This is a genomic window from Brevundimonas sp. AVps4 (assembly GCF_058681525.1).
Genome location: NZ_CM178741.1, coordinates 287,969 through 314,474, shown reverse-complemented (window position 1 = coordinate 314,474; position 26,506 = coordinate 287,969). Strand labels below are relative to the sequence as shown.

Below are 26,506 nucleotides of genomic sequence, written 5' to 3'. Positions count from 1 at the left end.
GCGACCTGTCGCCAAGTCGCGCTTGCGGCCCGCGCGCGGCGGGGCGAGCATATAGCCCATGCACGATGGTCCTGCCTATACCGCCGAAACGAACGGCATACTGATCCGGGTGCGGCCCAGCTATTTGGCGGGCCAGTCGGACCCGGACGAGGGCCGCTGGGTCTGGGCCTATCAGGTCGAGATCGTGAACCTGAGCGGGACGACGGTCCAGCTGATGGCGCGCCGCTGGACCATCACCGACGGCCACGGCCATGTCGAGGAGGTGCGCGGCCCGGGCGTGGTGGGCGAACAGCCGGTCATCGAACCGGGCGGCAGCTATGCCTATGCGTCCGGGTGCCCCCTGCCGACCGACAGCGGGTCCATGGTCGGGGCCTATTATATGACCGACGCCGAGGGGCGCAGTTTCGAGGTCGAGATCCCGGCCTTCTCGCTGGATACGCCCGGTGCGCGGCGGGTGTTGAACTAGGGTCTACGAGTCGACGGGGTATTTCCGCCGCAGCAGGCGCACTCTCGCTCGGCGAACGGGCGGCGTCAGGGAGATGGCAAGGCCGACCAGACTGGCGGCCATCCCGACAAAGCCGGAGACCATGAGGTCGTGCGTCACACCCAGCGCGACGGGAAATCCAAGCGCGGCCGGAAGTGCGGCTCCAACGACGATGACGCGGTCCGGTATGCTCATGACGCCACCCTGCCGTCGTCGGTTAAAGAACTCTCTAACATCCGCCTGTGGCTCTGCGCGCCCAGGGGGCGTTTTCTGATGGGGACGCCGCAAGCAAGCCGGATGGGGCTGCGTCAACCCGGATGAACCGCAGCCCCGCCCCCTAGAGTCTCGCCGGCCGCTTGCGCGAACCGGCGAGGGGGAGGTCGGCTCCATAAGGAGCATCTGTGACGCGGGCATGACCCGCTTCATTTTAGTGCGCTATGTTCGCGACGCGGTCGCTCACGACTTGAGCGCAGAGCGCCGCAGCCGCGCGGCGCTCAAGTCGCGCGAAGCGCGGTAGCGCCTCCAAACATGTCGCCCTTAGATGTAGCGCCGCAGGCTGCGGGCCAGGTCGGACGAGCCGTCCTTGCCGCGCTTGACCTGGGGCTGGTAGGCGACGCGGGCGTGTTCGACGCAATAGACGCCTTCCGAGGCGCGACGGCCGCAGAAGCTGAACTCGCGCGACGACGGATCCCCGATCGGCCATTTGCACATATGGGCGCCCAGGGTCATGACCGTAGCCGTGCCCGGCAGGTCCGGGATCGGGGCGGGCGCCGGAGCGGCCGGTTGAACCGCCTTGGGCTGGACCACTTCCAGGCGGCGCGGCGCGGCCGGCTGGGCGGCCGCCGTCGCGGCCGGGGCCGCAGGGCGCGGGCGGGCGGTGCGGAAGGTCGCGGCGGTGCGGGCCGGCTGGGACGGGGCGGCCCGGCCCGACAGGCCCAGACGGTGAACCTTGCCGATCACGGCGTTGCGGGTGACCCCGCCGCCCAGTTGTTTGGCGATCTGGCTCGCGGATTGGCCTTCCAGCCAGAGCTTCTTCAGCGCGCCTACGCGGTCGTCAGTCCAGCCTGCGGTCATGCCACCCTCCAGCGAGTTTGGATTCAATATCTAGGTTCAGGCTCCCCCTCTGGGGTCTTGACCTACCACTAATCGTAAACCAGCCGTTAACAGACGCAATATGTGCGAATCGCACTGTCCACAGAAACCAGATGTTGAATCGCTCGAGTGGCGAGTGGCGAGTGGCGAGTGGCGAGTGGCGAGTGGCGCCTGCTGCGTCCGCCGTCTCTGAGCCTTCCGGTCGGCGATGGTTCGCACTCTGAACGCCCGCGCCTTCTCGCCACTCGTCACTAACCACTCGCCACTCCCTTGCGCAGCAAGGGCGCAAAGCGCATCTGGCGGCTCATGACCGAGACCACGCCCGACCTGATCGCCACCCGCCCGTCCGGACTGCCGCAGCCGCGGCGCTATCCGGGGATCAACTGGATCGGGGTGCAGACCCTGTATCTGCGCGAGGTGCGGCGGTTCTGGAAGGTGGGGGCCCAGACGGTGGCGGCGCCGGTGGTGACGACCCTGCTCTATATGCTGGTCTTCGTGGTCGCGCTTCAGGACGCCCGGCCGCCGCTGCACGGCACGCCCTTCGCCCTGTTCGTGGCGCCCGGCCTGATCATGATGGCGATGCTGAACAACGCCTTCGCCAACGCCTCGTCCAGCCTGATCCAGGCCAAGATCATGGGCACGGCCACCGACTTCCTGACCCCGCCGCTCAGCCCGCTGGAGCTGACCCTGGGCTTTACCCTGGGCGCGGCGACGAGGGGCGCGGTGGTCGGTCTGGTCACGGCCCTGTGCGTCCTGCCGTTCGCGCCGCTTGGCGTCGCCAATGTGCTGGCCATCGTCTGGTTCGCCCTTTCGGCCAGCTTCATCATGGGGATGACCGGGGTGCTGGCGGGTCTGTGGAGCGAGAAGTTCGATCACCTGGCGGCGGTCCAGAACTTCATCGTCATGCCGATGACCTTCCTGTCGGGCACCTTCTATCTGGTCGAGAACCTGCCCGAACCCTTCCGCACGATCAGCCGCTACAACCCCTTCTTCTATCTGATCGACGGTTTCCGTTACGGCTTCATCGGCCATGCCGAGAGCAATCTGACGGTCGGCGTGATCGGATCGGCCGTGCTGATGGTTATCATGGGGACGATCTGCTGGCTGGTGTTCCGTTCGGGCTGGCGCCTGAAGAGCTAGCCCGCTAACTCTGGCGGATCACCCTGGGGAGGTCCGCCATGCTGTTCCGTTCGCTCGTCGCCGCTGCGGCGCTTCTTGTCGCCCTTCCGGCCGCCGCCCAGGATTCCGGGGCCGCGATCCAGACCGCCGCCGCCGCCTTCGTCAGGCCGACGAACGCCGAGCGCATGGCTGTCATCGTCGATCAGCTGACGGCCGCCGGCCTGCCGCATGAAATCCAGACCTTCGAGGGCGGCAATCAACGCACCGGTCCCATGGCCGGCTCGAACGTCGTCGTCACCCTGGGCGACGGCCCCAAGGACATCGTGCTGACCGCCCACTATGACGCGGTGAAACTGCGCGACGGCTCGATGTCGCAGGGGATCGTCGACAACGCCGGCTCGGTCCTGGCCATGATCGAGGCGATGAAGGCGCTGAAGGGCCAAACGACCGGCCACCGGCTGATCTTCGTCATGACCGACCAGGAGGAACTGGGCCTGATCGGCGCCAAGGCCTGGCTGGAGAGCCACGACAAGAGCCGCATCCACGCCGTGATCAACGCCGACGTCGCCGCATACGGCCGCACCGTCATGTACGGCGAGAACAACGGCGCCCAGTCCGGCTTTGTGCTCACCGCCTTGCGCAGCCAGTGCGCGGAGCAGGCCGTGAACTGCATCGCCTTCCCCGTCTATCCGCCCAGCGACGACCGGGTCTTCTCGGCGGCCGGCGTGCCGGTCGTCTCGCTGGGAACCCAGGACGCGATCGGCGCCCACCAGATGTGGCTGGCCTTCAACGGCGGAGAGGACAATGGCCTGAAGGAGGGCTTCGTCCCGCCGGTCTTCCAGCGCATCCATTCGACCGAGGACAAGCTGTCCTATCTGAACGGCGAGGACGTGGCCCGCTTCGGTCGCTTTATCGCCGACCTGACGCTGCGGCTGGATCGGGCGGCGCCCTGACGAAAGCCCATGGCGCCGGTGTTGACTAACACCGTCACTCATCCGACAACCCTTGTCCCTATGAAACCGGCTCCGTCGCGCCTCGCGTCGGGGCCGTATCGCTTTTGGAGGTCTTAGTCCCGTGTCCACGAACCATCTGATGGGTGTCTACAATCGCGCGCCGCTGGAAGTGGAACGCGGCCGAGGCGCTCGCCTGTGGTCGACCGACGGGACCGAATATCTCGATTGCGTCGCCGGCATCTCGACCAACGGCCTGGGCCACGCCCACCCCGAACTGGTCCAGGCGGTCAAGGATCAGGCCGAGAAGCTGTGGCACGTGTCCAACATCTTCCGCATCCCGGGCCAGGAGGCCCTGGCCGACGCCCTGTGCGAAAGCAGCTTCGCCGACGTGGTCTTCTTCACCAACTCGGGCACGGAAGCCGTCGAATGCGCCCTGAAGACGGCGCGCAAATATCACTCGGCCAAGGGCCATCCCGAGCGGATCGACATCTACGGCTTCGACGGCTCCTTCCACGGCCGCACCTACGGCGCCATCAACGCCGCCGCCAACCCCAGCTATACCGAGGGCTTCGGCCCCGCCATGCAGGGCTTTCACCAGCTGAAGTGGGGCGACCACGAGGCGATCAAGGCGGCGATCGCCAGCCCGACCACGGCGGCGATCATCGTCGAGCCGGTGCAGGGCGAGGGCGGCTGCCGCGCCATGCCGGAGCAGTGCCTGCGCGGCCTGCGCGACCTGTGCGACCAGCACGGCGTCCTGATCATCTTCGACGAGGTCCAGTGCGGCATGGGCCGGACCGGCAAGCTGTGGGCCCACGAATGGGCCGGCATGTCGCCCGACATCATGGCGGTGGCAAAGGCCCTGGGCGGCGGCTTCCCCATCGGCGCCTGTCTGGCCACGGCCGAGGCCGCCTCGGGCATGACGGTCGGGGTGCACGGCTCGACCTTCGGCGGCAATCCCCTGGCCATGGCCGTGGGCGGCAAGGCCCTGTCGCTGATCAACACGCCCGAGCTGTTGAACAACGTCAATGAGGTCGCGGGCTATCTGAAGCAGCAGCTGGCGGGTCTTCAGTCGCGCTTCCCCGAGGTGATCGTCGACGTCCGCGGCAAGGGGCTGCTGATCGGGGTCAAGCTGGTTCCGAACAATCGCGAGTTCATGGCCTTGGCGCGCGACACGCAACAGCTGCTGATCGCCGGCGGCGGCGACAACTGCGTGCGCCTGCTGCCGCCGCTGAACCTGACGCTCGACGAGGCCCGCGAACTGATCACCCGGTTCGAAGCCGCCTGCGAGGCCGCCCGCGAGAGGTGGGCCGCCTGATCGGTTTCATCACAACGGGCACGGCGAATGCACCACGGCCACGACGGGAGGGAGCCTGTTTCCCCGAAAGTGAACGAGGTCGGTCGCGCCGTTATGGACGCGGCCTTCGCCGTGCATCGGGAACTTGGGCCGGGCTTGCTGGAGTCGGTTTACGAGCATTGCCTCGCCAGCGATCTGATGCGTGCGGGTCTTGCCGTTGAACGGCAGGTCGCCATCCCCGTCCACTACCGCGAAGACCGATTGGATGTCGGTTTCCGGCTCGATCTACTGGTGGAGAGTCAGGTGATCGTCGAGGTGAAAGCGATCGACGCCCTGGCGTCGATCCATACTGCTCAGATACTCACCTATCTGAGGTTTAGTCAGATCAGATTGGGCTATCTGATCAACTTCAATACGCCCAGACTAAAGGACGGCTTTCGCCGTCTGGTTTTATGATCTCACCGGCCGCCTTCCGTCGTGTTCGTCGTGACGCCGTTGTGCTCTTTGTGATGAAACTTTTTTCGCCTCGACCGGATCACACATGACCCGCCACTTCCTCGACATCCATCAGTTGGACGCCGCCGACCTGCGCGCCATTCTGGACGACGCCCACGCCCGAAAGGCCGCCCGCAAGGGCTGGCCCCAGGGGCGTCCCGACGCCGACGCCCCGGCCAAGGACCGCGTCCTGGCGATGATTTTCGAGAAGAACTCGACCCGCACCCGGTTCAGCTTCGACGCGGCCATCCGCCAGCTGGGCGGCGCCTCCATCATCGCCACCGCCTCGGACATGCAGCTGGGCCGGGGGGAACCCGTCGAGGACACGGCCCGCGTCCTGTCGCGCATGGTCGATGCGGTGATGATCCGCGCCAATCGGCATGAGGACGTCGAACGCTTCGCCCGGGTTTCGACCGTGCCGGTGATCAACGGCCTGACCGACCGGTCGCACCCGTGCCAGATCCTGGCCGATCTGCAGACGATCGAGGAACATTGCGGCCCGATCGCGGGCAAGACCGTCGCCTGGGTCGGCGACGGCAACAATGTCTGCCACAGCTTCATGCATGCGGCGCCCAGGTTCGGCTTCCACCTGAACGTCGCCTGCCCGGCGGAATACCATCCCGACCTGCGCGATCTCGAAAAGGGCGGGGCCGCCGTGACCCTGACCAGCGATCCGCGCGAGGCGGTCAAGGGCGCCGACGTCGTGGTCACCGACACCTGGGTCTCGATGGGCGATCAGGACTATGAGGCGCGCCTGGCGGCCTTCGAGCCCTATACGGTGGATGAGGCCCTGATGGACCTGGCTGATCCGAATGCGGTCTTCCTGCACTGCCTGCCCGCTCACCGGGGCGAGGAAGTGACCGACGCCGTCATCGACGGCCCCCGCTCCCTGGTCTGGGACGAGGCGGAGAACCGCATCCACGCCCAGAAGGCGGTGCTGGCCTGGTGTTTCGCAGGCTGATGAAAAAGGGGCCGGGATGAAAACCTCGGCCCCGCTTCCTCTATCCTAGCTCAGGTTCACGTCCGACACGCCGCCGACGTCCGGCTGGGTCTTGGTCAGATTGGCCTTCATGACCTGGTAGCCGAAGCCCAGCGCGCCCTTGTCCGACACCCAGACCCGGCCGTCCTCGGCGTCGAAGCGGATAAGGGTCAGGTGGGGGTCGTCCTTGCCGTCCGGGTACCAGGCGGCCACGACCGGGTTCCAGTATTTGTCGATCCGGGCGCGGTCCTGGTCGATCGACAGGGCGCCGTGGATGCAGGCCTGAACCTTCTGGTCCTTGGCCTGGTAGCAGAACATGCCGGCCTGACCGCCCACGGCCACGTCACGGGCGAAATCGGTGTCGTCGCGACTGAAGAACCAGATGGTCCCGGTCTCGGGCTCGCCGAAGCCGGTCATCGGCTGATGGTGGTAGCCGGCCTGGTCCAGGCCCAGCATGCCGGTGTTGGAGTCCTTCAGACTGTCCCAGAATTCCTTCTCGGCCTGGGCAGGGGTCAGGGTGTCGGCCATGTCGTGCGTCTCCTTTTGGGGTCGCGGAGACAATGGTCGGGCTCGGATCGGGTTCCTGACGGGGGACGGCTCAGGGAATCCAGGGCGCGCGTTCGGCGCCGAACAGGGTCGCCAGATGAATCAGCAAGAGCAGGGCCAGGGCCGCAGCGCCCAGCATGATGAACCGCCAGGGCGTCATTCGCGGCCCCTTGAACGGATTGGGCGGCTGGGCGCCCCGCCAGCCGGCGAAGACCATGACCGCCAGGGCGGCGACCAGCAGGATCAGTGTGGCGTTCAGGTCCATCGGCTGCACCTGCCCAAGCCCGGTCGGTTGCGCAAGGGAAGTCTTGCCGAAGTCTTAATCTTAAGGCGACGTTAACCCTGATCGGCCCAGAAACACAGGGTGCGGCGAGATTTCCACAGGCTGGAGAGAGGCCGCAACATCTTGCGGTTAACCACACGTTTACACCCTCGATATTGGCGTTATAGCCTTGCCGCATGGGTCGGGAGCCGAATCAGTGAGCGCAGCCGCGCCTTGGAGTGTTAAGGGCATCGACCCGAAAGCCCGCGAGGTCGCCAAGGATCTCGCGCGCCGTTCAGGCATGACCCTGGGCGAGTGGCTGAACTCCATGATCATGGACGACGAGGAAGAGGGCTACGCCACGCTTCCGCGCCGCGGTCCTGTCGCCGACACCTATGACCGCCGCCATCGCGCCCGCCGTCTGGACGACGCCTATGAGCCGTCGGACGAGAAATGGCAGAGGGTCAGCGCCTCGATCGACGCCCTGGCCGCGCGGCTGGAGGCGGCCGAGCGCCGTTCGACCGTCGCCATCCAGGGGGTCGATCAGGCCGTCGCCGGCCTGGTGCGTCGCCTGGACGGTCATGACGCCCAGACCAAGGGGCAGGCCCGGCGCATTGACGACATCGCCGAGGAGCTGCGCGAAGGGCACCGCCGTCTGCGCGCCTTCGAACGGGACACCGGTCCTCAGGTTCAGGAGAGCTTCGGCAAGGTCGAACAGTCCATCGGCGCCCTGGCGGGGCGGCTGTACGACATCGAAGAGCGTCAACGCGCCGGCGTGGCGGATCTGCGTCAGCGGATGGAGGCGGTCGAAAAGGCCGCCGGACCCGGCGCCGGCTCGGATCTTCTGGCCCAGGTCGGGGCGCGTCTGGACCAGGCGCAAAGCCGCACCACCGAGGCCCTGAAGGCGCTGGAACGGTCCTTCGCCGATCTGGATCAGAGGCTGCGCGCCGCCGAGGGCCGGGTCGAGCCGGAAGGGGCCCGCGACGCCGCCCGGTTCGAGAAACTGGCCGAGACCCTGTCGCGTCAGATCGACAGCAACCGCGCCGAGATGATGCAGCGGCTCGACGCCGCCGAGACGGGTGCCCGGATCGACCGGATCGAACGGGCGGTTCAGGCCGTCAACGACCAGGTCCAGGCGTCCGAGCGCAAGGGCGCCCAGGGGTTGGAGGCCATGGGCCGCGAAGTCCTGAAGATCGCCCAGAACCTGAATGCGCGGATGCAGGCCGCCGAACGGGCGGGCGCCGATCAGGCCGAGGCCGTGACCCGCGCCGTCAGCCGCAAGGTGGACGAGGACCTGGCGCGCCATTCGGCCCAGGTCGATCAGACCTTCGCCCGCCACGTCGATCGGGTCGAACAGAGGCTGACCGCGACTGAGGACCGTCACGCCCTGGCGCTGGAGAAGCTGGGCGGGGAAATCACCCGCATCTCCGATCAGCTCAGCGACCGGATCGTCCAGTCCGAGCGCCGTTCGCAGCAGGCGCTGGACGACATCGCCCGGCGTCTGTCGGAAAGCGCCGAGAAGATCGAGCAGCGTTACGACCGCGCCTCGGGCGAACTGGCCGAGCGGATGCGGCTGAGCGAGGAGCGCACGGCCCGTCTGCTGGCGGAAGCCCGCGAGAGCATCAGCGCCCGTCAAGCCGGTTCCGCCGACCGCCCCGCCTTTGAAGACCGGGCCGCGCCGACCGCCGACATCGCGGTCGGGGCGGGGGGATGGGACATTCCGGAGGCCGAGCCCAGGCCCCGCGCCGTAGCGGCGCGGACGGCCCAGGCCGCCGTCTCCGCCCCGGTGGAGCCGGACTGGCGCGCGGCCGTCTTCCCCGACGATTCCTTCGACGACGGCGACGACTGGTCCAGCGATGCGGCGGCGACGCCCAAGGCGGCGCCCTTCCCCTCGTCCTTCGCCGCCGCCCCGGCGACGCCCGAACCCGAGCCTGAACCCGTCACGCCTGCGCCCGAGCCCGCGCCTGTGGTCGAGGCCGCGCCGGTCATTCAGCCGTTTGGCGGCTTCGGCGGGGCCGATGTCGAGGATGCGCTGGACGCCACGGCCCCGGCTGCGACCTCGGCCTTTGCGGCTCCGGCTTCGGCGGAGACCCCCGACCTGGAGGTATCCGCACGCGAGGATGATTTCGGCGGCGAGACGGAGTTCGTCGATCCCCGGCGTCTGCGCGCCTCCATGGGCGCCGCCGCGGCGGCGGGCCGGGCCTCCTCGACCCGCTCCACCATCAACGCCGCCCGCGCCGCCATGACCGTCCCGACCCCGGTCGAGGCGCCGCGCCAGGGTTTCGGCCTGGCGCCGAAACGCGGCGGCAAGTCCAAGCTGCAGGAACGTCTGGACAAACAGGCCGCCCGCGACGGTTCGACCGTCAAAAAGGCCTTTCTGGCCTCGGTGACGGCGGTGGCCCTGACGGGCGGCGCCTATGCTTCGCTCAGCCTGGCCGACGGTTCGGGCCTGCCTGACATCAACCTGCCCGGCCTGTCGGGACGCGACGCGGCGCCGGCGGCGGCCGAGCCGGCGGCCTCGCCTCTCGCCATGGCGGTGACGCCCGCCGACGCCGTTCCGACCGCCGAGGCGGGGGCGGAGGCCTATGACCGCGCCGTGGAACAGATCGAGAGCGGCGATCCGGAAGGCGTCGAAGCCTTGAAGAAGGCGGCCAACCTCGGCTACGCCCCGGCCCAGACCTATCTGGGACAGCTCTATCTGGCCGGGGCGGACGGAGTCGCGGCCGATCCGGTCGAGAGCCGCCGTTGGGGTCGTCGCGCGGCCGAGAACGGCGACCCGCGCGGCATGCACCTGTACGGCATGCAGCTGTATGAAGGCGACGGCGGAGCGGCCAATCAGGCGGAAGGCCTGATCTGGCTGGTGAAGGCGGCCGAACACGGCCTGCCGGACAGCCAGTATAATGTCGCCCGCATCTATGAGACGGGCGCCGACGGGGTGGCCAAGAATCTGACCGAGGCGCTGAAGTGGTACATGATCGCCGCGCGCGGCGGCGACAGCGAGGCTCAGGCGGCGGTGAACCGTCTGCGCCCGACCGCCAGCGCCACGGCCCAGCGCGCCGCCCGCACCGCCGCCGAGGCCTTTGTGTCGCAGCAGTCCGCCAAGGCGACGGGCTGAGGCCGGCTTTCGGATCAAAGCCCCAGACCAGGGTGGCGGCGCGCCGTCCCCGTCGCTAAAGACCAGCTGTCGCCGTTCGGCGCTTTCCGTTTCGCTCCAGCCGAAGGCGCGTCCTTTGGATATCTATCTGCCGATCGCCGAGGTTTCGGTGAACTGGCCGACCCTGGTGATCCTGGGGGCGGTGGTCGGCTTCGTCTCGGGCCTGTTCGGCATCGGCGGCGGCTTCCTGATGGCCCCGATCCTGGTCTTCCTCGGCATTCCCCCGACTGTGGCGGTCGCCAGCCAGGCCAGCCATGTCGTGGCCTCCTCCACCTCGGGCGTGATCCGCTACGCCGGCCAGGGGGCGGTCGATTTCCGCATGGGGTTGGTGATGGCGGGCGGCGGCGCCGTCGGCGCCTTGGCCGGGGTCGAGCTGTTTCGCTATCTGCGGCTGCTGGGTCAGGCGGACCTGGTGGTGGCCCTGTCCTATCTGGTCTTCCTGGGCGTCATCGGCGGGCTGATGCTGAACGAGAGCCTGACCGAAATCCTGCGCCGCCGCCGGGGTCTGCCTGCGCCCCGCAAGGAGCGCCGCCGGCCCCTGTGGCTGTACGGCCTGCCGCTGAAGATGAAATTCCCCAAGTCGGGCCTCTACATCAGCGCCCTCCCGCCGTTCGGCCTGGGCGTTTTCGCAGGGGTGCTGTCGGCGATCATGGGGGTGGGGGGCGGCTTCATCCTGGTGCCCGCCATGCTGTACGTCCTGCGGATGCGGGCCGGCGCCGTGGTCGGCACCAGCCTGTTCCAGATCATCATCACCACCGCCATCACCACCATTCTTCAGGCCGGGCGGAACCAGACGGTCGACATCGTCCTGTCCACCATCCTGCTGCTGGGCGGGGTCGTCGGGGCCCAGATCGGCGCCCGGTTCGCCGGTCGGTTCCGGGCGGAAGAACTGCGGGCGGCCCTGGGGCTGATCGTTCTTCTGGTGGGAATCCAGATGGGGCTGGAGCTGTTCGTCCGGCCCAGCGACATCTTCCTGATCGCGCCCGGGGTCGCCGACTGATGCAGGCGCTTCCACCCCCTCCGCCCGCGATCGAGGCTCCTCTCACGCTTCCGGCGCCCGACCGGTCCGAGGCCACGACCGGGGAGCTGCGCGTCGCGGCCGCCCTGACCGACGCGCGGGTGCGGGTCGATTCCAGCTTCCGCGGCGCCTCGATCGTGCTGTTCGGCGCCGTCTTCAATCCGACGCCGGAACCCGCCGATGTGGTGGTGGTGGTGCGCGGACCGGACGCGCCCGTGCGTCTGGTCAAGAAGACGCGCAACATGGGCGTCTGGCTGAACAGCCGCCCTGTCCTGTTCGAGGGGGCGCCCGGCTTCTACATGACCGCCTCGACCCGGCCCCTGTCCGAAATCGCCGAGTTCGGCCAGCTGCGGCGGCTGGGGGTGGGGGTCGATCACCTGAGGATCGACGCGCCGGAGGAGAGCCGCACCGTCACCCGCTACGGCGTGCGCGACGTGGTGGTCAGCCGTCTGGGCGACGACTATCTGGACTGGCGGCGCGCGGTGATCCGGCTGAAGGAGGCGGCGGCCCTTTACGACACCGATCCCAAGGGGGTCGAGTTCGTGGACCGTGGCCTGTTCCGGGCCGAGGTGAAACTGCCCACCGTCGCCCCGACCGGCAAATATTACGCCGAGGTCTGGCTGTTCCAGGACGGGGAGCCCCAGTCGGTTTCGAACCTGACCCTGACGGTGGAGAAGGTGGGTCTGGAGCGAGACATCTATGAGTTCGCCCATCGTCGGCCTTGGCTTTACGGCCTGGTCTGCGTCCTGCTGGCGGCCCTGACGGGCTACGGCGCCTCGCGCGTCTTCAGTCGCCGGAACTGAAGCCCAGTTCGGCCCGCAGGGTCTCGGCCGTCAGGCCGCCGGCGCGCAGTTCCGCCAGGGTCACGGACCGATCCCGCTTGGCGTAGCGCCGCCCGTCCGGCCCGGTCAGCAGGGGGTGGTGGCGATAGACGGGGGAGGGCCAGCCCATCAGGGTCTGGATCAGCCGCTGCACATGGGTGGCCTCGAACAGGTCCTGGCCTCGGATCACATGGTCGATCCCCTGCACGGCGTCGTCATGGGCCACGGCCAGATGATAGGCGACGCCCGCGTCCTTGCGGGCCAGCACCACATCGCCCCCCGCCTCGGGCCGCACCTGGATCACGCCGGTCTCGCCGCCCGGTCCCGTCCCTTCCTCGACGAAGGTCAGGCCCCTCCAGACGGCCTCCCCCAGCGCCTGGCGCGCCCGGTCCAGCGACAGCCGCCAGGCGAAGGGCCGGCCCTCGTCCAGAAACCTCGCCTCCTCCTCCGCCGCATGGGGGCCGGGGCGCACCGCCTCCATCGCCCCGTGGGGCGCATCGCCCAGGCCGTCCAGGATGTCCTTGCGCGTTCGGAAGCACCGGTACAGAAGCCCCTGACGCCGCAGATGGTCCAGAACGGCGGCGTAATCGTCCAGATGCGCCGACTGGCGCCGCACCGGCGTCTCCCAGTCCAGCCCCAGCCAGGCCAAGTCCTCCAGAATCCCGACCTCGAACTCCGGGCGGCAGCGGGTCGGGTCGATGTCCTCGATCCGCAGAACGAACCGCCCCCCGGCCCTCCGAGCCGCCGTCCAGGCGGTCAGGGCGGAAAAGGCGTGGCCCTTGTGCAGGCGGCCGGTGGGGGAGGGGGCGAAACGGGTGGCGAACATTTCCCTGATCCTAGCGGTTTCCGGACCCGAACGGCGCCCCGCCCTTTTCGAGAGCCCACATCGGTCCCAGAGCCTGATCCGTTGAGGAGGAACCGCTTCGCGGTTCCGCTGAAACGGTGAATCAGGCTCCGGATTAGAGCGAGAGCATGATTCACGCTTCTGCCGGAACCGCCTCGCGGTTCCGCCTGAAACGATCATGCTCTAAGCGTGGGCGATGCCCGTCGCCCCGACAGTCCAGGATATCGCCGCCGCTCGAGACGCTCTGGCCAAGGCCGATCCCGCCCTGGCGCGGGCCCATGCCCAGACGCCCGCCTTCGAATGGCGGCTGCGGCCTGGCGGCTATGAGGGTCTGTTCCGCATGATCGTGGAACAGCAGGTCTCGGTCGCCGCCGCCGCCTCCATCTGGGGGCGCACGGTCGAGGGGCTGGGCGGGGCCGTGACGCCGGAGGCGGTGCTGGCCCACGACGTCGAGGCGCTGCGCGCCTTCGGCCTGTCGGGGCAGAAGGCGCGCTACGGACGCGAGATCGCCCTAGCCCAGGTGGAGGGGCGGATCGACCTGGATCATATGCAGACCCTGTCGGACGAGGCCGCGATCGCCGCCCTGACCGCCATCCGGGGCGTCGGCAAATGGACGGCCGAGACCTATCTTATGTTCTGCGAGGGGCGGCTGAACGTCTTTCCCGGCGGGGACGTGGCCTTGCAGGAGGCCATGCGCTGGGCCGACCGGGCCGAGGTCCGGCCGAACGAGAAACAGGCCTATGCCCGGGCCGAGCGCTGGCGGCCGCATCGCGGGGTGGCGGCGCATCTGCTTTGGGGATGGTATGGCGGGGTGCGGCGCGGCGAGATCGCGCTGGAGGATCACACGTCATGACCCCGCTGGACCCCGCCCTGACCGAGCCGCTGCGCAACCCCCAGACCGTGCTGGCGGCCCTGGACTTCGCCGGGGTGGCGGTCTTCGCCGCCACGGGCGCCCTGGCGGCGGCGCGGGAAAAGCACGACGTCGTCACCTTCGCCTTCTTCGCCGCCATCACCGGCGTCGGGGGCGGGACCCTGCGCGACCTGCTGCTGGGCCTGCCGGTCTTCTGGGTCCAGGACTGGCGCTATATGGCCGTCTGCCTGTCGGCGGCGGTGGTGCTGTGGCTGATCGGCCAGAGGGACTGGCGGTTCCGCGCCCTTCTGTGGCTCGACGCCGTCGGCCTGGGCGCCTATGGGGTCATGGGGGCGGCCAAGGCCGAGGCGGCCGGGGCCCACCCGCTGATCTGCATCGTCATGGGCACCTTGACCGCCTGTTTCGGCGGGGTGGTGCGCGACACCCTGGCCGGCCAGCCGTCGATCCTGCTGCGGCGCGAGATCAATGTCACCGCCGCCATCCTGGCCGCGACCCTCTATATCGTCCTGAGGATGCCCGAGACGCCGATCTGGCCCGCCGCCATCGTCGCAGCGATCGCCGGCTTCATGCTGCGCGCGGGCGCCCTGCGCTGGGGATGGACCCTGCCGGGGTTCCCGGCGCGAAATTGACCCGGTTTCGTCGTCTGTTCGTCATGGCGACGTCTTCGAATCGGCGTTAGGCTATCGACCTCTGACTAGGGAAGGAGATCCGTCTTCAATCCTGTCGCCTCCATATCCTCCGCTGTGAGCGGGAGGGCCTGATGCAGGTTCTCCATCGACCGCCGTCGGGCTTTCCGGCCCTGGTGCTGAATGCGGATTTTCGGCCCCTGTCCTACTATCCGCTGTCGCTGTGGCCGTGGGAGGAGGCGGTCAAGGCGGTCTATCAGGACCGGGTGGACGTGGTGTCCCTGTACGAGAAGGTGGTGCGCTCTCCGTCGATGGAGATGCAACTGCCCAGCGTCATCGCGCTCAAGACCTATGTGGATCAGGATCGCAGCCCGGCCTTCACCCGGTTCAACGTCTTCCTGCGCGACGGCTTCGCCTGTCAGTATTGCGGCGCCTCCACCGAACTGACGTTCGACCATGTGATCCCTCGGTCCCAGGGCGGACGCACGACCTGGGAGAACATCGTCGCTGCCTGCGGCCCCTGCAACCTGACCAAGGGCGGGCGGACGCCGCGCCAGGCCCTGATGCCGATCCGGCGCGAACCCTACCGCCCCAACGCCTGGCAGCTTCAGGAGGCGGGACGGCGTTTCCCGCCCCATTATCTGCACCAGAGCTGGCTCGATTACCTGTACTGGGACATCGAGCTGGAGCCCTGAATTTCGTCGGATCGCGGCGTCAGGCGAACCGGCCGGAACGCCGGCGGTCCAGGCCGGCGGGCTCGGCGCAGGTCTTCCAAGACACGGCATGAACCTTGTCGCGCCCCAGGACGGCGGCCATCGGTTCTGAGCCGAACAGGTCCGCTATGGCCGGATCGCAGACGTCCAGTCCGCCGGTGAAGGCGCCGAAGGCCGGCAGGATCAGGCGCGATCCGTCGGTGATGAAACAGGGGCGGCGAACGCCGCGGCCATAGGCGACCACGCGGGCGGCGGGATGCAGGTGGCCGGCGACCTCGCCCTGGCGGTCGTCCGTCCCGGTGCGGGGCTCGGGCTCGTGGGTCAGGCGAAGCCCGCCCAGCCGCATCTCCGCCAGGACCACGCCGGGCAAACCGAGCGTGGAGGCGGTCAGGGCTTCACGGTCGTGATTGCCCTCCAGCCAGGTCCAGTCGCGCCCGGCCGCCAGCCGGTCCAGTCGGAGGCGGTCTTCCACCGCCATGCGTGGCACGGCTTTTCGGTCATGGAAGCTGTCGCCCAGCAGGATGACCCGGACCGGGTCCAGTTCGGCGATCTCGGCTTCCAGCCGGTCCAGGGTGGCGCGGCTGTCGTAGGGCGGCAGCATCTGGCCGCGCGCGGCGAAGGCCGAGCCCTTTTCCAGGTGCAGGTCCGCCGCGACCAGGGTGCGATGGGCGGGAAGCCACAAAGCCCCGGAACAGCGCAGCACGCAGGTCTCGCCCGCGATCTGGACCCGCAAGGACCCGCAGGGCTTGCGCGTGGGGGACAGGGTCTGGCGCAGGGCGGCGTTCACGGCGCCGCCTCGTCCATGACCTCGGCGATCAGCTGTTCGGCGCTTTCGTCCAGGATCATTTCGGCGGCGTCCCCGCCGACCCGCTCGCGCCCGATCTGGACCAGGACCGGCACGCAGAAGGGCGAGGGGCGGGTCAGGGGCTGATGACGGATGCGACCCTCGATCCGCGTCAGCATCTGGCCCAGCCGCGCCACGTCCAGCAGGCCCGAGGCGGCGTCGGCGCGGGCGGTCTTCAGCAGCAGATGGTCGGGCTGATGGCGGCGGAGCACGTCGTAGATCAGGTCGGTGGAGAAGGTCACCTGCCGGCCGGTCTTTTCGGCGCCCGGCTGGCGGCGCTCGATCAGGCCCGAGATCAGGGCGCAATTGCGGAAGGACCGCTTCATCATGAAGCTCTCCTCCAGCCAAGCCTCCAGATCGTCGCCCAGCATGTCCGGCTGGAACAGGGCGTCCAGGTCGATCCGGTCCATCGGCTTGATCGACCAGACGGCCAGGGAATAGTCGGTGACGACGAAGCCCAGCGGCCCGACGCCCAGCCGGTCCAGCCGTCGGGTCAGCAGCATGCACAGGGTGGTGTGGGCCAGATTGCCCTCAAACGGATAGGCCACCAGGAAATGCCGGCTGCCGCGCGGAAAGGTCTCCACCAGCATGGATTCGGCGTCAGGGATGGCGGAGCGCTCGGCCTGGAGCTCCAGCCATTCCTGCACGTCCGGCGGCAGGACGCGCCAGTGGTCGGGGTCCTGAACCATCGTCCGCACCCGATCGGCCAGTGAGGTGGACAGCGGAAACTTGGACCCGCCCCAGGAGGGGATCTTGGGCTCCTTGTCGTTGGCGTGGGTGACCAGGGCGTCGGTTCCGACGATGCCCTGAAAGGCCCAGACCTGGCCTGCGAACAGGAAGGTGTCGCCGGGCGTCAGCTGTTCGAAATACCATTCCTCGGCCTCGCCCACCTTGCGGCCGGGGACCAGCTGTCGCGCGGCGCCGCCCCGGCGCCCCGCGACCCGCACGTTCAGGGTTCCGGCCGAGACGATGGCGCCGACATTCATCCGGTGGCGCTGGGCGATATGTTGGTTGCGCACCTTCCAGCGGCCGTCCGGCGTCCTGACGATGCGGGCGAACCGGTCGTAGGTGCGCAGCGCATAGCCGCCGGTCGCGACGAAATCGACCACCTCTTCGAACTGTTCCCAGCTCAGGCCGCGATAGGGGCCGCAGCCGGTGATCTCGTCGTACAGGGCCTGCATGTCGAAGGCCTCGGAGCAGGCCACGCCCATCACATGCTGGGCCAGCGTATCCAACGTGCCGATATGGATCGGCTCCCAGTCGAAGGCGTTGTCGGCGACCGCCTCGCGCGCCGCCTGGCATTCCAGCATTTCGAACCGACTGGCGGGGACCAAGAGGGCGCGCGACGGTTCGTCCAGCCGGTGGTTGGCGCGGCCGATCCGTTGGACCAGACGGCTGGACCCCTTGGGCGCCGCCATCTGGATGACCAGATCGACGTCGCCCCAGTCGATGCCGAGATCCAGCGTCGAGGTGCAGACCACGGCCCGCAGGTCGCCCCGCGCCATGGCCGCCTCGACCTTGCGTCTTTGTTCGGCGGCCAGGGAGCCGTGGTGCAGACCGATGGGCAGGCTTGCATCATTGATTTCCCACAGCTGCTGAAAGACGAACTCCGACTGCCAGCGGGTGTTGACGAAGATCAGGGCCAGGTTGGCGCGCTGGATGGCGGCATAGACCTCGGGGATGGCGTGCCGGCCGGTGTGCCCCGCCCAGGGCACATGGCCCTCGGAGATCAGCACGTCGATGACGGCGGGAGCGCCGGGATCGCCCTTGACCAGGCGCACCAAATCTCCCCCCGATGGGGGGAGGGGACCAGGCGAAGCCTGGTGAGGGGGGCTTGCTTCGGACTCGGCGTCAAGGTCGGCCCCCTCCACCGCTTCGCCGTCCCCCTCCCCCAATGGGAGAGGATTGAAGCGCGGCGCCAGCCATCCCCGGATCAGGTCGGGGTTTTCGATCGTCGCGCTCAGACCCACCCGGCGCATCCCGGGGGCGAAGCTCTGCAATCGCCCCAAGCCCAGCGACAGCAGGTCCCCCCGCTTGCCGCTCCAGATGGCGTGGACCTCGTCCAGCACGACGCATCTCAGGTCGGCGAAATAGGACCGGGCGCCCTCCCAGGCGCAGAACAGGGCCAACTGTTCCGGCGTGGTCAGCAGGATGTCGGGCGGGAAGTCGCGCTGACGCTGGCGTTTCGACTGTTTGGTGTCGCCCGTCCGCGTCTCGACATGGATGTTCAGCCCGATCTCGCGGATCGGCGTCATCAGATTGCGTTCGACGTCGGTGGTCAGGGCCTTCAGCGGCGACAGATAGAGGGTGTGGACGCCCGAGCCCGGCCCTGTCTGCGGCTTGGGTCCGCGTTCCGCCAGCTCGACCAGACTGGGCAGAAACCCCGCCAAGGTCTTGCCGCCGCCGGTGGGCGCGACCAGCAGGGCGTGCGCCCCCGCCTGGCCCGCCGCGACCATTTCCAACTGATGACGGCGGGGCGACCAGCCGCGCCCGGCGAACCAGTCGGTGAACAGGGGCGGAAGCGTCGTCATCCGCTCCACGGCGACAGCAGGCGGCATCCGCTGTGTTCGAAATGGCGGACATTTCGGGTGACGAGGGTCAGGTCGTAGGCAAGGGCTGTCGCTGCGATCAGTTCGTCGATCAATCCGACTGTCACGCCCTGACGTCGATAAGCTTCGGCCAGGACCGCCCAGTTTTCGGAAACCGAAAGATCGACCCTCAGGATGCGATCCTTGAAATCTGTAATCATACCCTCGATGCGCGCCTCTATAAGAGCGCGCTTCCGACCAGGGTCGAGCTTTAGGGCGCCTCTTCGCATCTCTGCGATCGACAGGACGCTGAGGTGAAGTCGGTCATCGAACAAGTCTTCGGGGGAGCCGACGGAGTCGAGCCAATTCAGAAATCCCTCATCAGGCCGAGTTTTCAGCGTCTCGCTGATGGCGTTGGTGTCGAGCAGAAATTTCAAAAGGAAAAGTCGCGGCTGGGGCGAGGATCGCGCTCGATCTCCACGTCGTCGAGACGCGGCCCGGTCAGAAGCCATTCCTTGAAGGTCGGCTTACGTTCGCTCAGTCGACGAAAGTCCGCTTCTGTGATCAAGGTGACACGACTGTGGCCTGCAACGTCAACCGTCTGCGGACCTTCCGCCTCAACTTTTGCGGCCATGGCGGCCAGCCATTCGGTGGGATCAATCGGCTTGTTCACGGCGATCTCCTCGTTTGGACGACATATAGAGCCAGAAGGCCGGCGAAACCAGATGTTCCCGTTCCGTTTCGCGGTCGGCGTCGCTATGTTGAGGCCGTGTCCGACGAATCCGTCATCGCCGAATCCCGCCTGAGCGGCGCCGAGCCCTGGCTCGACCTGCCGCCGGCGCTTGCCACCCCGCCGGGCGCGGGCGCGGTGTGCGACGACCAGGGGGCGAGGAAGATCGGGCGGGGGGCGGCCGAGGGTTTCTTCACCGGCGGGCCGGTGCTGGTGGCCCATGCCTCGCTGACGGCGCGGCGGCTGGGGCTGACGCCGCCGTCTCGGTCCGGCGACCTGATGGATGTGCTGGAGCTTTACGCCTTCGTGCGGCCCGCTCAGTTCTGCGCGCCCTCGCCGACCGGCCTGGCCCTGGTCCTGGGGCTTGCGGAGCCGAAGTCGCCGGAGGCGCAGGCGGCGGTGTTGCGTGAAGCGGCGGCCGAGCTGCTGCGTGAGCTGGCGGCGCCCGCCTATCCCGAACGTGAAGCCGCCTATGTCCTGGCCCTGACCCTGCAACGGGCGGGCTGGGCCTGGGGCGAGCGGGTGGTTCAGGCCCTGGAGGCGGGCGGGGTGCGGGCGCGCCAACATCGGGGGTCGGGCCTGGACGTCTGGTCGCGTCTGACCGAGTGGGAGGACGAGGCGCCGCGCGGCGAGGCGGGGTCGGCGCCGGTCGACAGCGAGAGCGCCCGCATCCGGCTGGAGAAGCTGCTTCAGGCCTCGGGCCTGGACGAGACGCGGCCGACCCAGTCAGACTACGCCGCCGAGGCCGCCTTCGCCTTTTCGCCGCGCAATGAAGAGGGGCGGCCGCGGGTGCTGCTGGCCGAGGCGGGGACGGGCACGGGCAAGACCCTGGGCTATCTGGCGCCGGCCTCTCTCTGGGCCGAGCGGAACCAGGGGGCGGCCTGGATCTCGACCTATACGCGGGCCCTGCAACGCCAGATCGACCGGGAAAGCCATGCTCTGTGGCCCGATCCGGAGGAGCGCCGCCGGAAGACGGTGATCCGCAAGGGGCGCGAGAACTATCTGTGCGTTCTTAATCTTCAGGACATGGTCCAGGCGGCCCAACTGGGGAACGGCGACCTGATCGGCCTGGGGCTGGCGGGTCGGTGGGCGCTGCACACGCGCGACGGGGACATGACCGGGGGCGACTTCCCCGGCTGGCTGTCGGGCCTGTTCGCCGTCCCGCCCGCCCACGCGGCCGGCGCGGCCAATCTGGTCGACCGACGGGGCGAGTGCGTCCACGCCGCCTGCCCCCACTACCGCACCTGTTTCGTCGAAAAGACCATACGCGCCAGCCGTCGCGCCGACCTGGTCATCGCCAACCACGCCCTGGTCCTGACCCAGGCCGCCTTCGACGGGGCGCGCTCGGCTCGGGGGCAGCAACAGGACGGAGAGACGGCGGCGCTGAAGCGGATCGTCTTCGACGAGGGCCACCATCTGTTCGACGCGGCCGACAGCGCCTTCTCCGCCTGCCTCTCGGGTCAGGAGGCGGCCGAGCTGCGTCGCTGGATTCGCGGACCCGAGGGGCGGGGGCGGCGCGGACGCGGGCTGGAACAGAGGCTGGGCGATCTGGTCGGGGACAATGAGGTGGCGCTGAAGGCGCTTCAGGACGCGATCCGCGCGGCCGCCGCCCTGCCCGGCGAGGGGGTGTCCGGCCGGGTGGCGCCGGCCTCGGGCGAGGTCAATCCGATCGGGCCGATCGAGGCCTTTTTAGCCGCCGCCCTGGATCAGCTGCGCGCCCGCACGGCGGAAACCCCTTACGGCGGGGCCGAGTTCGGCATGGAGTGCGCGCTCAAGCCCGTGACCGAACCCGTGGCGGAGACGGCCCGCACCGCCGCCCAGGCCCTGGCGGCGGTCGAGGCCCCGCTTCTGGCCCTGGCCCGGCATCTGGAGGATGTCCTCGACGACGAGGCGGCCGAGCTGGACGGGTCGCAGCGGTCGCGGATCGAGGGGGCCTTGCGCGGGCTGGACCGGCGCGCCCGAATGACCCTGCCGGGGTGGCGTTCGATGCTGGCGGCGCTGGAGGACGGCGGAAGCGAGCCTGATCCGGACTTCGTGGACTGGCTGTCGGCCGAGACCGCCTTCGGCCGCATCCATGACGTGGCTCTGCGGCGTCACTGGATCGACCCCACCGTCCCCCTGGAGGCGGCGGTGATCGCCCCGTCGCACGGGGTGCTGGTCACCTCGGCGACCCTGTCGGACCCCTTGCAGGAGGATCCGTTCGATCTGGCGCGCCTCAGGACCGGCTCGGCCCGGCTGATCGAGCCGCCGCGCACCCTGAAGGTCGAGAGCCCGTTCGACTATGCGGCCAACAGCCGGGTCATCGTCGTCAACGACTTGGTCAAGGACGATCCGCGCCAGACGGCGGCGGCGATGCGCGAACTGTTCCTGGCGGCCGGGGGCGGGGGGCTGGGCCTGTTCACCGCCATCCGTCGGCTGAAGGCGGTCTATGAGCGGCTGGGGCCGGACCTCGCGAAAGCCGGAGCGCCGCTTTACGCCCAGCACGTCGATCCGCTGGAGGTGGGCGCCCTGGTCGACATGTTCCGGGTCGAGGAGAACGCCTGCCTGCTGGGCACGGACGCGGTGCGGGACGGGGTGGACGTGCCCGGCCGGTCCTTGCGAGTCCTCGCCTTTGATCGCGCGCCCTGGCCGCGCCCGGACCTGCTGCACAAGGCGCGGCGCGAACGGCTGGGCGGCCAGTTCGGGCAGGGCAGGGGCTATGACGACGCCCTGGCCCGCGCCCGCATCGCCCAGGCCTTCGGCCGGCTGATCCGCCGTGCGGACGACAAGGGGGTCTTCCTGATGCTGGACGCCGCCACCCCGACGCGGCTGTTCGCCAGCCTGCCGCCTGGGATAGAGGTGCAGCGCATGAGTCTGGCCGACGCCGTCGCCTTGACCCGTGATTTTCTTCAGACGCCGCAGACCGAGACCGATTGAGATGTCGAAGACCACGCCCGCCACCGTCGCCCTCGCCAAGGCGGGCGTCGCGTTCGAACTGTTTCCCTATTCCTATGATCCCGATGCGCCGCGCACGGGGCTTCAGGCGGCTGAAGCCCTGGGGCGGCCGCCGGAAGAAGTTTTCAAGACCCTGATGACCCTGGCGGACGGGGCGCCTGCCTGTGTCGTCATTCCCTCCGACGCCGAGGTCAGCATGAAGAAGCTGGCCGCCGCCCTCGGCACCAAATCGGCCCAGATGATGAAGCCCGCCGACGCCGAACGGCTGACGGGCTACAAGGTCGGCGGGGTCAGTCCCTTCGGTCAGCGCAAGGCCGTTCCGACCCTGTTCGACGAGACGGCGGCGCTGTTCGACCAGATCCTGATCAACGGCGGCCAAAGGGGGCTGCTGCTGGGCCTGGCGCCGGACGAGGCGGTGCGGGCGGCGGCCGCGCGGCTGGTCGATCTGACGGCCTGACGCCTTATGCGGCCGGGGTCGGTTGGGCTATAGCGGCCTTGAACCGGAGTTTGCATGACCCAGCCTTCGACCCCGCGACACAGCCGCGCCGGCCTTTACGGCCCCTTCATCCTGGTGCTGATCGCCCTGGCCGCCTGGACGGGGTGGTGGTTCTATCTGACCCGCCGGATCGACGCGGGGCTGGAGGCCCAGGCGGCGAAGCTGCGCCAGCAGGGGTGGGAGGTCCGCTACGCCGACAAGCGGATCGTCGGCTGGCCGTTCCGCGCCCATGTGCGCCTGACCCACGTCACCGTGGCCGCGCCTTCGGGCCTGGCCCTGGCGGCGCCGGAGCTGGAGGCCGAGGCCAACGCCTATCAGCCGACCAAATGGGTGGTCGCGGCGCCGGAGGGGCTGGTCCTGACCCGCGCCGGCAAGGGCAAGGTGGCGGTCCACGGCGACGCGATCCGCATGAGCGCCAGCGGCATTGATCAGCGCTGGCCCAATCTGGCGCTGGAGCTGGTCAATCCGATCTTCACAGCCCTGCCCCAGGGCGAGCCCTTCCCCATCGCCCGGGCGGCGCGGATCGAATTCTACACGCGGCCGCATCTGGAAGGCTCGACCGTCGCGACCGACGACATCGACGTCATGTTCCGACTGGTCGACGGCCAGGGACGGCGCGACGGGCCGGTCGAGGGCTTCGCCCAGGACGGGCAGCTGACGACCCAGCTGGAGGCCACGATCGGTCAGGCCAGTCTGTTGAAGGGGGGCGACGCCGCAGGGGTCTTTTCCGCCTGGACCAAGGGCGGCGGGACCTTTCGCAATCTGCGCGGGGATCTTCAAGCGGGCGAAAGCCGCGCCACCCTGAGCAGCGACGTCCTGAAGGCCGACGCCGACGGGCGGCTGACCGGCCAGGTGACGCTCCAGTCGCAAAGGCCGCTGCCGGCGCTTTCGGGCCTGGTGGCAAGCCGCAGCCGGCCCGGCGAACGTCTGGGCGCGGTCGGGGCCGCCGCTGCGGCGGGCGCCGCCCAGGCGGCCGGGGGCGAAGAGGTTCCGCTGACCCTGGTCTTCCGCGACGGCCGGACCTGGCTGGGGCCCTTCGCCCTGGCCCCTGCGCCCAAGCTGTTCTGATGGCGTTCCTGAACGAACCCCCGGCCGATGCGGCCCTGGACGCCCTGGACCGCGCGGTGGTCGAGGCGGTGCGGGCGCGCCTGGCCGCCGGCCCCAGGACGCGCCTGGACGCCTCGGCCCTGAGTCTGCGCGCGCTTCTGGCTGGGGCGCAGCCTGTCGATGCGAAGGTGCTGAAGGCCCTATGGGGGCGGATCGAGGCCGCCGTCGGGCCGGCCCTGATCACCAGCGGCGGCCTGGCCCAGGCGCTGGCGGCTGACCGGTACGGCCTGGGCGGGCGGCCTCTGCCGGCCGAAGAGGCGCTGAAGGCCGCCGAGGACGGGGCGCGGGCTCTGATCGACCTGTCGTCCGATCGTCCCTGGTGGGGCCGGCTCCTGGCCCGGCCGGAGCTGAAGATCGCCGCGGCCCTGCCGGACGACGCCCGCGCCCGTCCCCAGGCCTTTCTGGTGACGCGCGAGGGGTCCGGGCCGACCGGAGAGGATCGGACCTTCTGGGTCACCGACAGCGGCTGGTCCGACACGAAGATCGTCGAAGCCATGGGCGAGGCCGGGCTGGTCGCCGATCCTTTGGCTGCGGCAGGCGGCTTGAAGCTGTTCGCCCTGGCAGGCTATGTGCAGGCCGAGGACGGGCGGCTGACGAACGCCCCCGGCCGCCTGACCGGCGTCATCGGCGCCGCCCCCATCTTCTGAGATCAAGGTTTTCCATGACCGACGCGCCCCAGGGCCCCCAGCCCAAGCCCGGCATCCTCGACATCGCCCCCTATGTCGGGGGCAAGTCGTCCATCGCCGGCGTCGCCGAACCGATGAAGCTGTCCTCCAACGAGAACATGCTGGGCGCCGGCGAAAAGGCGCGCGCGGCCTATGAGGCGGCGGTTCGCAACATCCACATCTATCCCGACGGGCGGGCGACCAAGCTGCGGACGGCCGTGGCCCAGACCCACGGGCTGGAGCCCGAGCGGCTGATCTTCGGCAACGGCTCGGACGAGGTCTTCGCCCTGCTGAACCAGACCTATCTGACGGCGGGCGACAACATCGTCTGCGGCCAGTACGGCTTTCTGGCCTATCGGATCAGCGCCAAGGCCTGCGAGGCCGAGGTCAAGCTGGTGCCCGAGCCCAACTACAAGGCCGAGGTGGACGCGCTTCTGGCCCAGGTCGATGAGCGGACCAAGATCGTCTATGTCTCCAATCCGTCGAACCCGACCGGCAGCTACAACTCAGGCGAGGAGATCCGCCGTCTTCACGCGGCGTTGCCGGCCCACGTCATCCTGGTGATCGACGAGGCCTATGCCGAATATGTGACCGAGCCGGACTGGGAGACGGCCTTCCCCCTGGCGAAGGACGCCGAGAACATCGTCGTCACCCGCACCTTCTCCAAGATCCACGGCCTGGGCGGTTTGCGGATCGGCTTCGGCTATGCGCCGCTGAAGGTGGCCGAGGCGATCGACCGCATCCGGCTGCCGTTCAACGTCTCGGTTCCGGGGCTTGAGGCGGCGACGGCGGCCCTGGGCGACGAGGCGCACCAGCAGGCGTCGCGCGAGCTGATCGCCACGTGGAAGCCGCGCCTGACCCAGGCCCTGCGCGGCTTCGGCCTGGAGGTCCTGCCCAGCGCGGGCAACTTCGTCCTGGTGCTGTTCGAGACGGCCGAACGGGCGGCGGCGGCCAGCGATTATCTGAACGGCAAGGGGATCATCGTGCGGCCGGTCGGCGGCTACGGCCTGCCGCAGGGCCTGCGGATCACCATCGGCACCGAAGACCAGAACCGCGCCGTCATCGACGCGTTCAGCGAGTTCGCGGCGACCTGATCGGTCGCCGCATTCCGCTTCAGCCGCCGAAGCGACGGGCGAAGAAGACGCCCGTGCGGATCGTGTCGTCTTCCTAAGACAGGGGGCTGTCGGCCACGTCGCCCAGCCGGCGCTCATAGTTGATCAGGGCGCCGGCGCCCCATTTGTCGTTCAGCGGGACCAGCAGGAAAAGGCTGGCGCCGGCGCCTTGCAGGCCGCTGCCCGGCGAATAGGGGGCGATGCCGTTCCGGGCGGCCTCTTCGGGGCTGACGCCGTAATAGGCGTCGGCCAGTTTGGCGTCGCCGCCGCGCGCATAGACCGAGACATTCATCAGGCCGATCGGCGTCACGCGCTGGTGGCCGACCGAGGCGTAGTATTCCGTACCCTCGCTGACGTCCGACACGTCGCGGCTGACCCGGCCGCCGACCACGATGTTGCCCGGCAGGCGCTGAAAGGCGTAGGCGGCGACGTCGGCGCCGAAGTCCGGCCGATCCAGGTCCAGGCCCTCGATGTCTTCCGGCGAAAAGCGAGGGCGCAATTGCAGCCCGGCGCGGAAGCTGTCGGTCTTGATCGCATTCCAGCCCAGGCCGTCGATGGCGTTCAGATAGATGACGTCGCGATAGTTGGCTGAGACCCAGGGCACGACCCGCGTCTCAGAGCCGGTGTCGCCGCCGCTGTCCTTGCTGTAGAGGGCGCCGACGCCCAGATCGACGGTCCAGCCGTCGGGTGCGGGGCGGATCTGCTCATAGGGCTGGGACTGGGCCAGGGCGGCGCCCGCAGTCAGGGCGGCGGCGGTGAAGGCGGCGGCGGTCAGGGCCAGGCGGCGCAGGGACATGGGGGAGCTTCCTCGTACGGGAT

27 protein-coding genes are annotated in these 26,506 nt (G+C 69.1%); 17 read left to right on the top strand and 10 right to left on the bottom strand.

What is annotated here, in order from left to right:
• Window positions 1-58 precede the first annotated feature (58 nt).
• Complete coding sequence (apaG, locus tag ACW178_RS01565) at window positions 59-466, top strand: Co2+/Mg2+ efflux protein ApaG (protein ID WP_152949141.1); 408 nt, start codon at window positions 59-61, stop codon at window positions 464-466.
• Window positions 467-469: 3 nt separating this feature from the next.
• Here the strand turns inward: apaG and ACW178_RS01560 are convergent, their stop codons facing one another.
• A complete protein-coding gene (locus ACW178_RS01560) occupies window positions 470-679 on the bottom strand; it encodes a hypothetical protein (RefSeq protein WP_287104203.1) in 210 nt (69 codons plus the stop codon).
• 342 nt (window positions 680-1,021) lie between these two features.
• Window positions 1,022-1,558, bottom strand: coding sequence for a cell cycle sigma 70 cofactor GcrA (gene gcrA, locus ACW178_RS01555; protein ID WP_054764228.1), 537 nt, complete (start codon window positions 1,556-1,558; stop codon window positions 1,022-1,024).
• 324 nt (window positions 1,559-1,882) lie between these two features.
• Here gcrA and ACW178_RS01550 point away from each other — a divergent pair, with 324 nt between their 5' ends.
• The 5 genes from ACW178_RS01550 to argF all read left to right on the top strand — a co-directional run bounded on the left by ACW178_RS01550 (window position 1,883) and on the right by argF (window position 6,398).
• Window positions 1,883-2,716, top strand: a complete 834-nt coding sequence (locus ACW178_RS01550) for an ABC transporter permease (protein WP_287104206.1) — start codon at window positions 1,883-1,885, stop codon at window positions 2,714-2,716.
• Between the two features lie 38 nt (window positions 2,717-2,754).
• Window positions 2,755-3,648, top strand: a complete 894-nt coding sequence (locus ACW178_RS01545; RefSeq protein WP_287104208.1) for a M28 family metallopeptidase — start codon at window positions 2,755-2,757, stop codon at window positions 3,646-3,648.
• A 139-nt stretch (window positions 3,649-3,787) separates the two neighbouring features.
• On the top strand, window positions 3,788-4,963 hold the full coding sequence (locus tag ACW178_RS01540) for an aspartate aminotransferase family protein (RefSeq protein ID WP_492024796.1): 1,176 nt from the start codon (window positions 3,788-3,790) through the stop codon (window positions 4,961-4,963).
• 27 nt (window positions 4,964-4,990) lie between these two features.
• The gene (locus ACW178_RS01535; protein ID WP_182714625.1) at window positions 4,991-5,398 is read left to right on the top strand and encodes a GxxExxY protein; all 408 of its coding nucleotides are present in this window, start codon (window positions 4,991-4,993) and stop codon (window positions 5,396-5,398) included.
• A gap of 85 nt (window positions 5,399-5,483) precedes the next feature.
• Window positions 5,484-6,398, top strand: a complete 915-nt coding sequence (argF, locus tag ACW178_RS01530; protein WP_287105424.1) for an ornithine carbamoyltransferase — start codon at window positions 5,484-5,486, stop codon at window positions 6,396-6,398.
• Window positions 6,399-6,443: 45 nt separating this feature from the next.
• Here the strand turns inward: argF and ACW178_RS01525 are convergent, their stop codons facing one another.
• Together ACW178_RS01525 and ACW178_RS01520 are read right to left on the bottom strand one after the other, a co-directional pair.
• Window positions 6,444-6,944 (bottom strand): pyridoxamine 5'-phosphate oxidase family protein, encoded by a 501-nt coding sequence (locus ACW178_RS01525; RefSeq protein ID WP_287105426.1) that lies wholly within the window; start codon window positions 6,942-6,944, stop codon window positions 6,444-6,446.
• 70 nt (window positions 6,945-7,014) lie between these two features.
• Window positions 7,015-7,227, bottom strand: coding sequence for a hypothetical protein (locus ACW178_RS01520; protein ID WP_152949135.1), 213 nt, complete (start codon window positions 7,225-7,227; stop codon window positions 7,015-7,017).
• 214 nt (window positions 7,228-7,441) lie between these two features.
• Here ACW178_RS01520 and ACW178_RS01515 point away from each other — a divergent pair, with 214 nt between their 5' ends.
• From ACW178_RS01515 to ACW178_RS01505, 3 genes are all read left to right on the top strand, one after another.
• Complete coding sequence (locus ACW178_RS01515) at window positions 7,442-10,339, top strand: SEL1-like repeat protein (protein WP_492024795.1); 2,898 nt, start codon at window positions 7,442-7,444, stop codon at window positions 10,337-10,339.
• A 115-nt stretch (window positions 10,340-10,454) separates the two neighbouring features.
• Window positions 10,455-11,378 carry a sulfite exporter TauE/SafE family protein gene (locus ACW178_RS01510; RefSeq protein WP_054764221.1) on the top strand — a complete coding sequence of 308 codons (924 nt, stop codon included), beginning with the start codon at window positions 10,455-10,457 and terminating at the stop codon, window positions 11,376-11,378.
• Window positions 11,378-12,199 carry a TIGR02186 family protein gene (locus tag ACW178_RS01505; RefSeq protein WP_182714621.1) on the top strand — a complete coding sequence of 274 codons (822 nt, stop codon included), beginning with the start codon at window positions 11,378-11,380 and terminating at the stop codon, window positions 12,197-12,199. The genes ACW178_RS01510 and ACW178_RS01505 overlap by 1 nt, the downstream gene beginning before the upstream one ends.
• Here the strand turns inward: ACW178_RS01505 and gluQRS are convergent.
• Window positions 12,183-13,043, bottom strand: coding sequence for a tRNA glutamyl-Q(34) synthetase GluQRS (gene gluQRS, locus ACW178_RS01500; protein WP_191554669.1), 861 nt, complete (start codon window positions 13,041-13,043; stop codon window positions 12,183-12,185). The genes ACW178_RS01505 and gluQRS overlap by 17 nt on opposite strands.
• Before the next feature lie 214 nt (window positions 13,044-13,257).
• On the opposite strand from gluQRS, the gene ACW178_RS01495 reads away from it, so the two are divergent.
• From ACW178_RS01495 to ACW178_RS01485, 3 genes are all read left to right on the top strand, one after another.
• A complete protein-coding gene (locus ACW178_RS01495) occupies window positions 13,258-13,914 on the top strand; it encodes a DNA-3-methyladenine glycosylase family protein (protein ID WP_287105431.1) in 657 nt (218 codons plus the stop codon).
• Window positions 13,911-14,561 carry a trimeric intracellular cation channel family protein gene (locus tag ACW178_RS01490; RefSeq protein ID WP_182714618.1) on the top strand — a complete coding sequence of 217 codons (651 nt, stop codon included), beginning with the start codon at window positions 13,911-13,913 and terminating at the stop codon, window positions 14,559-14,561. Before ACW178_RS01495 ends, ACW178_RS01490 begins: the two co-directional genes overlap by 4 nt.
• A 131-nt stretch (window positions 14,562-14,692) precedes the next feature.
• A complete protein-coding gene (locus ACW178_RS01485; protein WP_054764217.1) occupies window positions 14,693-15,253 on the top strand; it encodes an HNH endonuclease in 561 nt (186 codons plus the stop codon).
• 19 nt (window positions 15,254-15,272) lie between these two features.
• Here ACW178_RS01485 and pdeM read toward each other — a convergent pair whose 3' ends face one another.
• The 4 genes from pdeM to ACW178_RS01465 are packed head-to-tail and all read right to left on the bottom strand — an operon-like array spanning window position 15,273 to window position 19,316.
• The gene (pdeM, locus tag ACW178_RS01480; RefSeq protein WP_287103682.1) at window positions 15,273-16,058 is read right to left on the bottom strand and encodes a ligase-associated DNA damage response endonuclease PdeM; all 786 of its coding nucleotides are present in this window, start codon (window positions 16,056-16,058) and stop codon (window positions 15,273-15,275) included.
• Complete coding sequence (locus ACW178_RS01475) at window positions 16,055-18,673, bottom strand: ligase-associated DNA damage response DEXH box helicase (protein ID WP_287103684.1); 2,619 nt, start codon at window positions 18,671-18,673, stop codon at window positions 16,055-16,057. The genes pdeM and ACW178_RS01475 overlap by 4 nt, the downstream gene beginning before the upstream one ends.
• Entirely contained in the window at window positions 18,643-19,080 is a 438-nt protein-coding gene (locus ACW178_RS01470) for a type II toxin-antitoxin system VapC family toxin (protein ID WP_182714616.1), read from the bottom strand. Before ACW178_RS01470 ends, ACW178_RS01475 begins: the two co-directional genes overlap by 31 nt.
• Entirely contained in the window at window positions 19,077-19,316 is a 240-nt protein-coding gene (locus ACW178_RS01465; RefSeq protein ID WP_182714615.1) for a hypothetical protein, read from the bottom strand. Before ACW178_RS01465 ends, ACW178_RS01470 begins: the two co-directional genes overlap by 4 nt.
• 96 nt (window positions 19,317-19,412) lie before the next feature.
• Between ACW178_RS01465 and ACW178_RS01460 the strand changes: the two genes are divergently transcribed.
• From ACW178_RS01460 to hisC, 5 genes are read left to right on the top strand one after another with little or no spacing between them, the layout of a single operon-like run.
• The gene (locus ACW178_RS01460) at window positions 19,413-22,289 is read left to right on the top strand and encodes an ATP-dependent DNA helicase (RefSeq protein ID WP_492024794.1); all 2,877 of its coding nucleotides are present in this window, start codon (window positions 19,413-19,415) and stop codon (window positions 22,287-22,289) included.
• Window position 22,290: 1 nt separating this feature from the next.
• Window positions 22,291-22,764 carry a Cys-tRNA(Pro) deacylase gene (gene ybaK / locus ACW178_RS01455; RefSeq protein ID WP_191559158.1) on the top strand — a complete coding sequence of 158 codons (474 nt, stop codon included), beginning with the start codon at window positions 22,291-22,293 and terminating at the stop codon, window positions 22,762-22,764.
• Between the two features lie 54 nt (window positions 22,765-22,818).
• Window positions 22,819-23,871 (top strand): DUF2125 domain-containing protein, encoded by a 1,053-nt coding sequence (locus tag ACW178_RS01450; RefSeq protein ID WP_191559157.1) that lies wholly within the window; start codon window positions 22,819-22,821, stop codon window positions 23,869-23,871.
• Window positions 23,871-24,557, top strand: coding sequence for a hypothetical protein (locus ACW178_RS01445; protein ID WP_191559156.1), 687 nt, complete (start codon window positions 23,871-23,873; stop codon window positions 24,555-24,557). The genes ACW178_RS01450 and ACW178_RS01445 overlap by 1 nt, the downstream gene beginning before the upstream one ends.
• 14 nt (window positions 24,558-24,571) lie before the next feature.
• Window positions 24,572-25,669, top strand: a complete 1,098-nt coding sequence (hisC, locus tag ACW178_RS01440; protein WP_492024793.1) for a histidinol-phosphate transaminase — start codon at window positions 24,572-24,574, stop codon at window positions 25,667-25,669.
• A 73-nt stretch (window positions 25,670-25,742) separates the two neighbouring features.
• On the opposite strand, the gene ACW178_RS01435 is transcribed toward hisC, so the two are convergent.
• On the bottom strand, window positions 25,743-26,483 hold the full coding sequence (locus ACW178_RS01435; RefSeq protein ID WP_492024792.1) for a MipA/OmpV family protein: 741 nt from the start codon (window positions 26,481-26,483) through the stop codon (window positions 25,743-25,745).
• Window positions 26,484-26,506: the final 23 nt, after the last annotated feature.

What these genes read in the sequence shown, in the direction of transcription:
- ACW178_RS01535 (WP_182714625.1), top strand. Translation starts at nt 4,991, where the DNA reads ATGCACCACGGCCACGACGGGAGGGAGCCTGTTTCCCCGAAAGTGAAC.
- ACW178_RS01495 (WP_287105431.1), top strand. Translation starts at nt 13,258, where the DNA reads ATGCCCGTCGCCCCGACAGTCCAGGATATCGCCGCCGCTCGAGACGCT.
- ACW178_RS01540 (WP_492024796.1), top strand. Translation starts at nt 3,788, where the DNA reads ATGGGTGTCTACAATCGCGCGCCGCTGGAAGTGGAACGCGGCCGAGGC.
- ACW178_RS01485 (WP_054764217.1), top strand. Translation starts at nt 14,693, where the DNA reads ATGCAGGTTCTCCATCGACCGCCGTCGGGCTTTCCGGCCCTGGTGCTG.
- ACW178_RS01520 (WP_152949135.1), bottom strand. Translation starts at nt 7,227, where the DNA reads ATGGACCTGAACGCCACACTGATCCTGCTGGTCGCCGCCCTGGCGGTC.
- ACW178_RS01450 (WP_191559157.1), top strand. Translation starts at nt 22,819, where the DNA reads ATGACCCAGCCTTCGACCCCGCGACACAGCCGCGCCGGCCTTTACGGC.
- ACW178_RS01445 (WP_191559156.1), top strand. Translation starts at nt 23,871, where the DNA reads ATGGCGTTCCTGAACGAACCCCCGGCCGATGCGGCCCTGGACGCCCTG.
- apaG (WP_152949141.1), top strand. Translation starts at nt 59, where the DNA reads ATGCACGATGGTCCTGCCTATACCGCCGAAACGAACGGCATACTGATC.
- hisC (WP_492024793.1), top strand. Translation starts at nt 24,572, where the DNA reads ATGACCGACGCGCCCCAGGGCCCCCAGCCCAAGCCCGGCATCCTCGAC.
- ybaK (WP_191559158.1), top strand. Translation starts at nt 22,291, where the DNA reads ATGTCGAAGACCACGCCCGCCACCGTCGCCCTCGCCAAGGCGGGCGTC.
- argF (WP_287105424.1), top strand. Translation starts at nt 5,484, where the DNA reads ATGACCCGCCACTTCCTCGACATCCATCAGTTGGACGCCGCCGACCTG.
- ACW178_RS01545 (WP_287104208.1), top strand. Translation starts at nt 2,755, where the DNA reads ATGCTGTTCCGTTCGCTCGTCGCCGCTGCGGCGCTTCTTGTCGCCCTT.
- ACW178_RS01560 (WP_287104203.1), bottom strand. Translation starts at nt 679, where the DNA reads ATGAGCATACCGGACCGCGTCATCGTCGTTGGAGCCGCACTTCCGGCC.
- gcrA (WP_054764228.1), bottom strand. Translation starts at nt 1,558, where the DNA reads ATGACCGCAGGCTGGACTGACGACCGCGTAGGCGCGCTGAAGAAGCTC.
- ACW178_RS01550 (WP_287104206.1), top strand. Translation starts at nt 1,883, where the DNA reads ATGACCGAGACCACGCCCGACCTGATCGCCACCCGCCCGTCCGGACTG.
- ACW178_RS01505 (WP_182714621.1), top strand. Translation starts at nt 11,378, where the DNA reads ATGCAGGCGCTTCCACCCCCTCCGCCCGCGATCGAGGCTCCTCTCACG.
- gluQRS (WP_191554669.1), bottom strand. Translation starts at nt 13,043, where the DNA reads ATGTTCGCCACCCGTTTCGCCCCCTCCCCCACCGGCCGCCTGCACAAG.
- ACW178_RS01435 (WP_492024792.1), bottom strand. Translation starts at nt 26,483, where the DNA reads ATGTCCCTGCGCCGCCTGGCCCTGACCGCCGCCGCCTTCACCGCCGCC.
- ACW178_RS01475 (WP_287103684.1), bottom strand. Translation starts at nt 18,673, where the DNA reads ATGCCGCCTGCTGTCGCCGTGGAGCGGATGACGACGCTTCCGCCCCTG.
- ACW178_RS01525 (WP_287105426.1), bottom strand. Translation starts at nt 6,944, where the DNA reads ATGGCCGACACCCTGACCCCTGCCCAGGCCGAGAAGGAATTCTGGGAC.
- ACW178_RS01490 (WP_182714618.1), top strand. Translation starts at nt 13,911, where the DNA reads ATGACCCCGCTGGACCCCGCCCTGACCGAGCCGCTGCGCAACCCCCAG.